The sequence below is a fragment of the Flavobacterium sp. N3904 genome (assembly GCF_025947305.1).
Lineage (GTDB): Bacteria > Bacteroidota > Bacteroidia > Flavobacteriales > Flavobacteriaceae > Flavobacterium.
Genome location: NZ_CP110009.1, coordinates 1,492,155 through 1,504,390 on the forward strand (window position 1 = coordinate 1,492,155; position 12,236 = coordinate 1,504,390).

9 protein-coding genes are annotated in these 12,236 nt (G+C 35.9%); 5 read left to right on the forward strand and 4 right to left on the reverse strand.

Annotated features, from left to right (window positions below):
- Position 1: 1 nt before the first annotated feature.
- The 3 genes from OLM57_RS06105 to aceB all read right to left on the reverse strand — a co-directional run bounded on the left by OLM57_RS06105 (position 2) and on the right by aceB (position 4,531).
- Positions 2–1,294, reverse strand: coding sequence for an aminopeptidase P family protein (locus tag OLM57_RS06105; RefSeq protein ID WP_264566348.1), 1,293 nt, complete (start codon positions 1,292–1,294; stop codon positions 2–4).
- A 291-nt stretch (positions 1,295–1,585) separates the two neighbouring features.
- Positions 1,586–2,866, reverse strand: coding sequence for an isocitrate lyase (gene aceA, locus OLM57_RS06110; RefSeq protein ID WP_264566349.1), 1,281 nt, complete (start codon positions 2,864–2,866; stop codon positions 1,586–1,588).
- Between the two features lie 63 nt (positions 2,867–2,929).
- Positions 2,930–4,531, reverse strand: a complete 1,602-nt coding sequence (gene aceB, locus OLM57_RS06115; RefSeq protein ID WP_264566350.1) for a malate synthase A — start codon at positions 4,529–4,531, stop codon at positions 2,930–2,932.
- Between the two features lie 120 nt (positions 4,532–4,651).
- Between aceB and OLM57_RS06120 the strand changes: the two genes are divergently transcribed.
- Complete coding sequence (locus OLM57_RS06120; protein WP_264566351.1) at positions 4,652–6,133, forward strand: helix-turn-helix domain-containing protein; 1,482 nt, start codon at positions 4,652–4,654, stop codon at positions 6,131–6,133.
- A gap of 150 nt (positions 6,134–6,283) precedes the next feature.
- Here the strand turns inward: OLM57_RS06120 and OLM57_RS06125 are convergent, their stop codons facing one another.
- The gene (locus OLM57_RS06125) at positions 6,284–7,645 is read right to left on the reverse strand and encodes a hydroxymethylglutaryl-CoA synthase family protein (RefSeq protein ID WP_264566352.1); all 1,362 of its coding nucleotides are present in this window, start codon (positions 7,643–7,645) and stop codon (positions 6,284–6,286) included.
- A gap of 382 nt (positions 7,646–8,027) precedes the next feature.
- Here OLM57_RS06125 and OLM57_RS06130 point away from each other — a divergent pair, with 382 nt between their 5' ends.
- The 4 genes from OLM57_RS06130 (at position 8,028) to OLM57_RS06145 (ending at position 12,160) form a co-directional block, all read left to right on the forward strand.
- Complete coding sequence (locus OLM57_RS06130) at positions 8,028–8,693, forward strand: succinate dehydrogenase cytochrome b subunit (protein ID WP_264566353.1); 666 nt, start codon at positions 8,028–8,030, stop codon at positions 8,691–8,693.
- Between the two features lie 100 nt (positions 8,694–8,793).
- Positions 8,794–10,803: a fumarate reductase/succinate dehydrogenase flavoprotein subunit gene (locus OLM57_RS06135; RefSeq protein WP_264566354.1), complete on the forward strand. Its 2,010-nt coding sequence runs from the start codon at positions 8,794–8,796 to the stop codon at positions 10,801–10,803.
- Positions 10,804–10,808: 5 nt separating this feature from the next.
- Positions 10,809–11,393, forward strand: coding sequence for a hypothetical protein (locus tag OLM57_RS06140; RefSeq protein WP_264566355.1), 585 nt, complete (start codon positions 10,809–10,811; stop codon positions 11,391–11,393).
- A gap of 5 nt (positions 11,394–11,398) precedes the next feature.
- Positions 11,399–12,160, forward strand: a complete 762-nt coding sequence (locus OLM57_RS06145; RefSeq protein WP_264566356.1) for a succinate dehydrogenase/fumarate reductase iron-sulfur subunit — start codon at positions 11,399–11,401, stop codon at positions 12,158–12,160.
- Positions 12,161–12,236 lie beyond the last annotated feature (76 nt).

Below are 12,236 nucleotides of genomic sequence, written 5' to 3' on the forward strand. Positions count from 1 at the left end.
ATTACGAATTCATCAAACTTTCGATTTCTTCCACTTCAATCGGGATGTTGCGCATTAAGTTAAAAGGCTCGCCAGTTTCTTGAATAACAACATTGTCTTCCAAACGAATTCCGAAACCTTCGGCCGGGATATAAATTCCGGGTTCCACAGTAAATACCATGTTGGCTTTCATTGGCTCGTGCAATAATCCGTAATCGTGCGTGTCCAATCCCATGTGGTGAGAGGTTCCGTGCATGAAATATTTTTTGTAGGCAGGCCATTCCGGATTTTCATTTTGTACGTCGCCTTTGTCAATTAATCCCAAACCAAGCAATTCTGAAGTCATGATTTTGCCCACTTCTACGTGGTATTGTTTCCAAAGCGTTCCAGGCGTAAGCATTTTGGTAGCTTCGTTTTTAACGCGCAAAACAGCATTGTATACTTCTTTTTGTCTGTCTGTAAATTTTCCCGAAACTGGAATCATACGGGTCATATCACTAGAATAGTTTGCGTATTCAGCAGCCACGTCCAGTAATACTAGATCACCCGCTTTACATTGTTGATTGTTTTCGATGTAATGCAACACATTGGCATTATTTCCAGAAGCAATAATTGGCGTGTAAGCAAAACCTTTGGATCTGTTACGAATGAATTCGTGAACTAATTCAGCTTCGATTTCGTATTCGGTTACATTTGGTTTTACGAATGACAATAATCTTCGGAAACCTTTTTCGGTTATGTTACAGGCGTTTTGGATTAAATCTATTTCTTCGGTTTCTTTAACAGAACGGATGCGTTGCAATATTGGGTTGCTTTTTGCTACTTGATGCGCCGGATATTTGGCTTTCCACCATTTTACAAAACGGGCTTCGCGGGTTTCGGTTTCAACAGCAGCACGGTAATGTTCGTTGGTGTTGATGTACATGATGTCTGAATACGTCATCATTTCGTTCAGGATTTTCTCGAAATCTTGTAACCAATACACAGTTTTGATTCCTGAAACTTCAAAAGCGCGGTCTTTGGTCAATTTTTCACCTTCCCAAACAGCAATATGAGCGCTGGTTTCTTTTAGGAATAGCATTTCTCTTTGATTTTCGTAAGGAGCATCTGGGAAAAGCAATAAGATGCTTTCTTCTTGGTCTACTCCCGATAAATAAAAGATGTCGCGGTGTTGTGCAAATGGCAATGTACTATCTGCAGAAACAGGATAAATATCATTAGAATTAAATACTGCTACACTATTTGGCTTCATTTGAGCCATGAATTTTGCTCTATTTTTTATAAAAAGAGCACGGTCAATTTGATGATATTTCATACGAATTTATTTTTTGTTTTTTAATGGAATATGGTATTGCCACTTTTATTTGAGTTTTGTGTTTTTAAATTGTGGCAATTTCATTCTAAAACGATTTTGGGTGTTGAATCATCAAAAATAGTAACTTTAAGAATGTAATTGATCTTTGTTTAAGTTTTTTTAAGAATTTAATAACGCGTTTTTTTTTAAAATAAAGGAACTTTTCAGTCTGTGTTTTTTAGAGTTATCCGTAAACAAAAAAAGCACGAAGAAATAAGGGTTTCTCCGTGCTTTTAAAATGGCCTTTTTAAATTAAAACTGGGCTACTTCGGTAGAATCTTTCATGGCTGTTGTTGAAGATTTTCCTGTAGTAACGGTATTTTGTACGGCATCAAAATAAGATGTGCCTACAAAGTTTTGGTGTTTTACAGCTTTGAAACCGTGTTGTTGTAATGCAAATTCTCTTTCCTGCAATTCAGAATAGCCAGCCATTCCTCTTTCTTTATATGCTTTGGATAATTCGAACATGCTAGTGTTCAAAGCGTGGAATCCAGCCAAAGTAATAAATTGAAATTTATAACCCATTGCAGCCAAATCTTCTCTGAAGGTTTCCATTTCGGCTACTGTTAATTTTGCCGCCCAGTTGAAGGAAGGCGAACAATTGTAGGCCAACATTTTTCCGGGAAATTGTTTGTGAATAGCATCGGCGAAGCGTTTGGCATAAACCAAATCGGGGTTGCTGGTTTCCATCCAAATCAAATCGGCATAAGGGGCGTAACTCAATCCACGGTCAATTCCTTGCTCTACACCACAATTTACATAGAAGAACCCTTCGGCAGTTTTTTCTCCTGTGATGAATTTGGCATCTCTTGGATCGATATCGCTAGTCAATAAATTTGCTGCATCAGCATCTGTTCGAGCTACGATAAGCGTTGGAGTTCCCATTACATCGGCAGCTAAACGCGCTGCGATTAATTTATTTATGGCTTCTTGCGTAGGTACTAAAACTTTACCTCCCAAGTGTCCGCATTTTTTGGCAGAACTCAATTGGTCTTCAAAATGAACTCCCGAAGCTCCGGATTCAATCATCGATTTCATCAATTCGAAGGCATTTAGATTTCCACCAAAACCTGCTTCGGCATCGGCCACAATCGGTACTAAATAATCTTTTTTATCGGTTGTTCCATTTACCACTTGTATTTGATCGGCACGTAAAAGCGCGTTGTTGATTCTTTTTACTACCAATGGAACGCTGTTGGCTGGATACAAGGATTGGTCAGGATACATTTCTCCGGCCACATTGGCATCGGCAGCCACTTGCCAGCCAGAAAGGTAAATGGCTTCAAGTCCCGCTTCTACTTCTTGGATGGCTTGGTTTCCTGTGAGTGCACCCAAACCTGCTACAAAATCTTGAGAATTAAGTTTGTCCCAAAGTTTATTGGCACCAATTTTGGCAACGCTATGCTCAATTTGGTAGGATCCTTGCAATTTTACTACTTCTTCGGCAGTGTATGGACGTTCGATACCTTTCCATCTTGGGTTTGTAATCCAGTCTGTAACTAATTCTTGAATTCTTGTCTCGGTTGTTTTCATGGTGTTTTTTAAGTTTAATAGTGTTTGTTGGTTATTTTTGTTGATTTTTATATTTTTAAATTGTTATAGGTATTTATAACCAATTAGGGTTAAGAATTCTATAAAATTGTCGTTGACTACTAATGTATCAAGTAGCTGTTCAGCCAAATGATAATTTTGTTTTTCATGATTTTCGTCTCCTACACTTTTTTTGATTTTTTCAAATTCTTCCATGGCAATACGATGGTAATAATCTTCAGTCAATGTTTTTCCATTGTCTAAAATGACTTCGTTTTGCAGCCATTGCCACAATTGGGACCTTGAGATTTCAGCTGTAGCAGCGTCTTCCATCAAATGGTGTAAAGCGGCTGCTCCTTGTCCATTAAGCCATGAAGCAATGTATAAAACTGAAATACTGATGTTTTTTCGAACGCCCTCCTCGGTAATAGTTCCTTTTGGGACAGCCAACAAATCTTCGGCTACGACATTTACATCTTCTCTTTTTACAAATATTTGATTTGGTGTAGGCATATATTTATCGAAAACTGATTTTGCCAATGGAACCAAATCAGGATGGGCCACCCAAGTTCCATCGTGTCCATTTTGTACTTCCCTTCTTTTGTCGGTTACTACTTTGTCAAAGGCAATGGTATTGGCTTCTTCGTTGTTCTTGATCGGAATTTGGGCCGCCATTCCACCAATAGCATGAATATTTCGCTTGTGACATCTTTGAATAACTAATTGTGAATAGGCACTCATAAACGGTGTATTCATGGTTACTTGATCGCGATTTGGAACGATGTACGTTTTGTTTTTTCTTAGTTTTTTTATGAAAGAAAAAATATAATCCCATCGGCCACAATTCAATCCCACGATATGATCTCTTAATTCGAAAATGATTTCATCCAATTGAAAACTGGCAGTAATGGTTTCGATCAATACCGTTGCTTTGAAAGTTCCGTTTTGTTCGCCTAAATATTCTTGGGCAAATTCGAATACTTCATTCCACCATCTTGCTTCAAGATAATGTTCCAACTTTGGTAGGTAGAAATAAGGAGCTGTTCCGTTTTTGGATAATTCTTCATGATTGTGGAAAGCATACAACCCAAAATCAAGTAAAGAACCTGAGGTTTCCTGACCGTCGATCAGAATATTTTTTTCGTTCAAATGTAAACCTCTTGGTCTTACAATTAGAACGGCTGTTTTGTTGTTAAGCTCGTATTTCTTGTTTTTTAAAGTATCGTTCAGTGTTATGGTTTTGTTTACGGCATCGATCAGGTTTTGTTGACCTTCTATCAAGTTGCTCCAAGTTGGTGAAGTGCTATCTTCAAAATCGGCCATAAAGGTATTAGCGCCAGAATTGAGTGCGTTGATGACCATTTTTCGATCTACAGGTCCTGTTATTTCGACTCTTCGATCTAATAAATCCCTTGGAGTAGTTGCAGCTACCCAATTACTCTCTCTGATCATTCTAGTTTCGGCAGGGAAAGAAGGTAAAGCTCCAGCATCAAATAGGGACTGTTGTTTTTTGCGGTCCTCCAATAACGAAAGTCTTTTGTTATTGAATTTATGATGCAATTCAGTTAAAAATTCGATAGCATCCTCCGTCAAAATTTCTGGATACTGTTGCGTCATTCCATTCGTGATTTGGAATTTTTTTTCTGTGGTTTCGGTTTGGTTTTTCATAACTAATTCATTTTGATACTGCAATACTACAAAAAGTTTTTTACAAAACAAGCGAACGTTCGCTAAAATTGAAAAATATTTTTTTTTCGGTTTTTATTTTTTTAGTTTATCTTTGATTTTATGAACGTAGAAAAAGAGTATATCAAGTTGATTTTCGGGCTTAAACTCAAGCAGGCTAGAACAAATAAAGATTTATCATTATTTGGTTTGGCCAAAATAACCGAGTTGTCAAAATCCTATTTGAACGAAATTGAAAAAGGGAAAAAATATCCTAAAACGGAAAAAATTATACTGTTGGCGGAGAAATTGGACGTTTCTTACGATCATATGGTGTCTTTAAAACTCGACAATAATCTCGCGCCGATTGGTGAAATATTAAAATCGGGAATATTGAAGGAGATTCCGCTGGATCTTTTTGGGATTCAAGAAGCCGATCTAATTGATATTATTGCCAATGCACCAGCCAAAGTCAATGCTTTTATCAGTACAATTATCGAAATTGCTCAACATTATAACTTAACCCGAGAAAGTTTTTTCTTGGCTTCGTTACGTTCCTATCAAGAAGCGCACAATAATTACTTTGAAGATCTCGAAGAAAAAGTACTTTCGTTCTGCAGAGCTTTTCACATTAATATTGATGCTAATATTTCGATAGAGGAGTTGTCGGCTATTTTGATAGAGGAATATGGGTATAAAATTGAAGAGATTGTTTTCTCTGAACAAGATGAATTGGGTGATTTGAGATCTATTTTTGTACCAAAAAGCAAAACGTTATTACTCTCAATGGGGATTGATTCTTCTCAGAAAGCTTTTATTTTAGCCAAGGAGATTGCGTATAATTATCTTGAAATAACAGAAAGGCTGTATACTTTTAGTTGGATAAAATTTGACAATTTCGACCAGGTTCTCAATAATTTTTATGCTTCCTATTTTGCAGGAGCATTGTTATTGCCAAGACAGCATTTGATTGATGAGTTGAATCTTTTTTTGTCAAACAGCAATCCGAAGCCTCAAGAAATGATTCAATTGATGAGTAAATTCAATGTTTCTCCTGAATCATTTTATCAGCGTTTAACGAATATTTTACCGAAAGATTTTCAAATAAAGAATCTCTTTTTTCTACGTTTATCACATGAAATTGGCACCGACACATATCAAATAAAAAAAGAATTGCATATCACCAATCAGCAAGAACCTCATGCCAACGAAATGAATGAGCATTATTGCAGAAGATGGGTTTCTATAAAAACAATTGTGGAGTCTTTGAAACAAAAGAAAGAGCACTTTTTTGATGCTCAGATTTCACGTTACGAAAATAGTAATAATGAGTATCTCGTTTTTTCATCGGCAACGCCTGATCCTTTCAAGAAAAATTGCTTGAGAAGTATATCAGTTGGGATATTGATTACGCCTTCTGTCAAGAAAAAATTCAAATTCATCGAAGGGGATTCGGTAAAAAAACAGCTTGTCGGGGTTACATGTGAAACGTGCTCGGTCAAAGATTGTTTGGAAAGGGCTTCACCTCCAATTCATCTAGATCGCAAAATTAGAAACGAAAAGACGGACGTTACTGTTCAGGAGTATATGGCTAAATATAGTTAGAGTAATTAGTATTTGCATAGATGCAAATTCAATTTTAGATTTTTTTAAACCATTAAGAAATTAAGAATCATTTAGACTAAATGCTTAATGATTCTTAATTTCTTAATGGTTAAATTTTTGGACTAAAAGCTTTTATTATTAATGCTAAAGTTAATCAACCCATTTGTAATAACGAGCTCCTATTAAATTGGGAATTTCTGTTTCTATTCGATCCAGAATCCATTCGTTTTTAGGTTTTTGAACACTTTGCTTTTGTTCTTTTTTGTGTAATCGTTCATAGGTTTCAAAATCAATTTCGAAACTATTTTCCAATGTTTCAAAAAGGGAAACATTTGCTAGAGCCGACTTCCATTCTGCTTGAATCGTTCCCTCAAAGACTTTTGATTTAGAACCACTCCCGTACGCCAGAAAACCGAATTTTTCACTCGCAATTTCTTTTTTCGTATCATAAAAATGAGCCAAAGTCGAAAGTAATCCCATAAAGATAGAACCGGTATATAAGTTTCCGATTAAAGAAGAGGCCAATTCTGCAGGTTGTAATTTTTCGGTAACAAATGTTTTGTAATCTTCAGACTTGCTGATTTCTTTCAATTTGTTTTGGTATTCAGAAGCGCTTTCTTCTCCGAAAATAATTGAAGTTGAAGCATCCAAGGCATATATTTCAGACAACATTCTTCGTCCCTGAAAAGCATAAGGCAAATGCATTACGATACTTTTCCAGGAATTGTAAATGGTGTCCTTGGTATTTTTTAATTTCTTGAATGAGAAATAAGCCTCTCTAGTTCGATCCATATAACATTGGTTCGAATATTGACCGTCAAAAACGGGTTGATCTTTGTGGATTTCAATTTCATTCTCTAAATTGTCAAACCAAGATTCGTTGTTTGTGTTTCCTGTGATTTCTTGTTTTGAAATAGTTCTGTAGGGTTTAAAGAAATCAAATACACCTTTGGTGCTTACTCCCCAATGATTTTCGAAAGTTATAATTCTTGGATTTGAAGTAATCAACAGCGCGACAGCACCTGCACCTTGAGTATATTCACCAGTAGAATTTAAGTCGTATTTGGCAAAATCTGTAGTTACAACAATTGCTTTTTTGGTTGGATTGAGTTGAACAAAATCAAGGCAGTTTTGCATGGCATCTACACCGCCGATACAGGCAAAAGTAAAATCGACCACATCACATTCGGTTAAAGAATGCTCCCCAAATTTTTGCTCCATCAGTGAAATCAGGAAAGAACTGATGGGTTTTGAACTGTCGATTGCACTTTCGGTTCCAACGTATATTCGGGCAATTTCACCTAAATCTATGTTGTTGTCTTGGATTAATTTTGTTAAAGCATTAGCTCCGAATACCACTGTATCTTGGTGTATATCTGGCAAAGTCATTTTTAACAAACCCAGTCCTTTTTCGAGTTTCTCAGGTTCTATGTTTCTTGCTAAGGCTAATGTTTTTATGGGTAGGTGTAATTTGGCAACGTCAAAAGCGATTGCATCAATTCCGATTTTCATTGTTGATTTTTTTTTGCAAAATTAAAACTCCACTTTAGAATAACAATTACATTAGTATGATAAAAAGCAATGTTTTAGTCGTTTTTATTTATTTGAAGCATAAATAGGTATTTTTCATATTTATTGATAATTTTTCTTGGGTTCAGAAAGTTTTTATTGAGTAATCGATAGAAGAGTATTTTGTGGTTTATTAAGCTTTGTTTAAGTAACATTCGGATTTGTAAAGTGTTAACTTTTGTTTTTTTTGCGCTTAAAAAAAGGAGGGTTAAACACTTTAAAATGATTATAAATAGAGCGGTAAAAATGTGTAAAAGGTTGTGATTCTTTATTAATTAACCTAAATTTGTTCGACTTTTTAAAAAATAAAAACATTTATATTATTATGGCAAAATCTGCAATATTGAAGTCGTCAATTGCTAAAAAAGTAGCAATGGCGCTTTCAGGACTTTTTTTGATTATGTTTCTATCGCTTCACTTTTTTATTAATTTCGTTTCGGTTTTTAGTGCCGATGCCTTTAATGCGATGTCACATTTCATGGGTTACAATCCGTTAATCCAGTTTGTAATGCAACCTATTTTGGTTGCGGGTGTAGTTTTTCATTTTGTTATGGGATTCGTTCTGGAATTGAAAAACAAAAGCGCCAGACCAATTGCTTATGCAAAATACGACGGTGCTGCAAATGCATCATGGGCATCCAGAAACATGATTATTTCCGGGCTGGTAGTGTTGGCATTTTTGGGTTTGCACTTCTTCGACTTTTGGGTTCAAGAAATTAACTACAAATACATAGCTGTAAATGCTATTGATGAAACAAGGTACTATCATGAATTGGTAGAGAAATTTGAAAACCCAATCCGTACAGGAATTTACTGTGTTGCTTTTTTATTATTGGCAGTTCACCTTTGGCACGGTTTCACCTCTTCTTTGCAATCAATCGGATTTGACAATAAAATCGGAAAATCATTGCATAAAATCTGCTATGCTTTTGCAATTATAGTTCCTTTTGGATTTATTTTCATTGCATTATTTCATCATTTTAATAATTAATATCAATCTATAATGAAATGAGCATAATCCAATTTGGTTTGCTAAAATCAAATAGATATGTGAATTACATAAGATCGATAAAAAAAATAAAGATCAACTTATGAAACTAGATTCTAAAATACCAGAAGGTCACATTTCACAAAAATGGACTGATTATAAAGATCACTTAAAGTTGGTTGCTCCAAACAACCGACCAAAAATAGATATTATTGTAGTAGGGACTGGATTGGCTGGTGCTTCGGCTGCAGCTTCTTTTGCCGAAATGGGTTATAATGTAAAAGCATTTTGTTACCAAGATTCTCCACGTCGTGCGCACTCAATTGCAGCGCAAGGAGGAATCAATGCAGCAAAAAATTATCAAAACGATGGAGACAGTACGTTCCGTTTGTTTTATGATACAATAAAAGGTGGAGATTATAGAGCACGTGAAGCAAACGTTCACCGATTAGCGGAAGTTTCTGGAAACATCATTGACCAATGTGTGGCTCAAGGTGTTCCTTTTGCCCGTGATTATGGTGGATATTTAGATAACCGTTCTTTTGGCGGTACACAAGTACAACGTACTTTTTATGCTGCTGGACAAACAGGACAACAATTGTTATTAGGAGCATATTCATCTTTATCAAGACAAATCGGTTTAGGTAAAGTTGATATGTACAACCGTCATGAAATGTTGGAATTGGTTAAAGTAAATGGTAAAGCCCGTGGAATTATTGCCCGTAACCTGATTACCGGTGAATTGGAAAGACATTCTGCACATGCCGTAATTATTGCAACAGGAGGATATGGAAACGTTTACTTCCTTTCTACCAATGCAATGGGATCAAACGTAACTGCTGGTTGGAAAGTTCACAAACAAGGGGCTTTGTTTGCAAATCCTTGTTACGTACAAATTCACCCAACTTGTATTCCGGTACACGGAACCAATCAATCTAAATTGACATTGATGTCTGAGTCGTTAAGAAACTCCGGACGTATTTGGGTACCAAAGAAAAAAGAAGATGCAGAAGCTATTCGTGCCGGTAAAATGAAACCAACACAAATTGCAGAAGCAGACAGAGATTACTACTTAGAAAGGAAATATCCTGCATTTGGTAACTTAGTACCTCGTGATGTGGCTTCAAGAGCTGCAAAAGAAGTTTGCGACGCAGGTCACGGTATCGAAGCTAATGATACGAATGAAGGTGTTTATTTGGATTTCTCTACAGAGATTCAATCTAAAGGAAAACAAACGGCTTACGCCAAAGGAAATCATAATCCTTCTCAAGAAGAAATACTTTCATTAGGAAAAAAATGGTTGGAGGAAAAATACGGTAACTTGTTTACCATGTACCAAAAAATCACAGATGAGAATCCTTATGAAACTCCAATGAAAATCTATCCTGCAGTTCACTATACCATGGGAGGTGTTTGGGTAGATTATAACTTGCAATCCACTATTCCAGGTTGTTTCGTTGCAGGAGAAGCCAATTTCTCTGACCACGGGGCAAATCGTTTAGGTGCTTCTGCTTTGATGCAAGGTCTAGCCGATGGATATTTTGTATTGCCATACACTGTTTCAGATTATTTGTCTGATGATATTCGTACCGGAAAAATCTCTACCGATTTGCCTGAATTCGTTGAAGCAGAGAAAAATGTGAAAGACCAAATCAACAAATTCTTGACTAACAATGGAACAAAAACGGTGGATCATTTCCACAAACGTTTAGGTTTGATTATGTGGAATAAAGTAGGAATGGGTCGTAATGAACAAGGTTTGAAAGAAGCGATTGAAGAAATTGCGGCTTTAAAAGCAGAATTCTACAAAGAAGTTTACGTTCCTGGTAGTGCAGATGAATTGAATCCTGAATTAGAAAAAGCACTTCGTGTTGCCGACTTCATTGAATTGGGACAATTAATGGCCATCGATGGATTGCAGCGTAAAGAATCTTGTGGAGGTCACTTCCGTGAAGAATACCAAGATGCCGAAGGAGAAACGCTTCGTGATGATGAAAACTTTAAATTTGTTGGAGCTTGGGAATACAAAGGTGACGACATCAGCAAAGAAGAGCTTCACAAAGAAGAATTGAAATACGAGTTTATCAAAATCGCAGCTAGAAATTATAAGTAAATAGTATGAAAAAATCTATAGTATATCTTTTTTTAATATTTACGGTTAATCTATTTGCTCAATATGATTTGAAATCAGGTATTCAACCTTTTCAGAAACCAAATGAAGGCAAAAGTTTGGTTTATATTATAAAATCTGGAGCTGGAACGCTTGTCAATTTTAGGGCCTATTTAGATAATAAATTTATAGGTGTTCTTTCAAGTGATAATTATGTGTTGGTAGAATGCGACCCAGGACAGCATTTGTTTTGGGCAGTTTCTGAAAACAGAGACTATTTAGAAGCAAATTTGTTGCCAAATAAAGTGTATGTTTTAAATGCTGAAGGGCAGATGGGTATGTTTGTAGCTGGAGTTTCTTTAAGTCAGTTGGATCCAAATGACAAAAGCGGTAAAAATTTATTCGCAAGGAAAATAAAGAATAGTAATGCTGTTGTTTATAATCCTAATAGTCCTGTTACAGACGATAAAACAGAAAACATTAGTAAAGGACTAGCTAAATACGAAGATTTAAAAAATGAAAAATCTTCTAAAATCATTCAATTAAAAAGCGATCTTTATTTTGAAGATGCTGAAAAATTTCAAAAAAACTAGAAGTTATGAGTGCAGCAAAAAATATCAATATAACCCTTAAAATTTGGCGTCAAAAAAACTCCAAAGAAAAAGGAAGCATGGAAAGTTATAAATTAGATAACGTTTCTACGGCAAGTTCATTTTTGGAAATGTTAGACCAATTGAACGAACAATTAGTAAACGAAAGAAAAGAACCAATCGCGTTTGACCACGATTGTCGCGAAGGAATTTGCGGAATGTGTTCTTTATACATCAACGGACGTGCTCACGGTCCAGATACCGGAATCACGACTTGTCAATTGCACATGAGAATGTTCAACGACGGTGATACTATTGTGGTTGAGCCATGGAGAAGTGTTGCTTTTCCTGTAATAAAAGATTTAGTAGTGGACAGAACCTCTTTTGAAAGAATTCAACAAGCTGGAGGATTCGTTTCGGTAAATACCTCTGGAAACACTATTGATGCCAATACAATTTTAGTACCTAAGGATGATGCTGATAAAGCATTTGAAGCGGCAGCCTGTATCGGTTGTGGTGCTTGTGTGGCTACTTGTAAAAACGGATCGGCAATGCTGTTTGTTGGTGCAAAAGTGTCGCAATATGCATTGTTGCCACAAGGAAAAGTGGAAGCTACAAACCGTGTATTGAACATGGTGCGTCAAATGGATGAAGAAGGTTTTGGTAACTGTACTAATACTGGAGCTTGTGAAATCGAATGTCCAAAAGGAATTTCTTTAGAAAATATTGCTCGTATGAACAGAGAATATTTATCAGCAAGTTTGAAATAATATTTTAATGCATCATATCAAAAGCGTCCCATATTTGGGGCGTTTTTTGTTTATACAAACCTTTGTGAATCTCTTT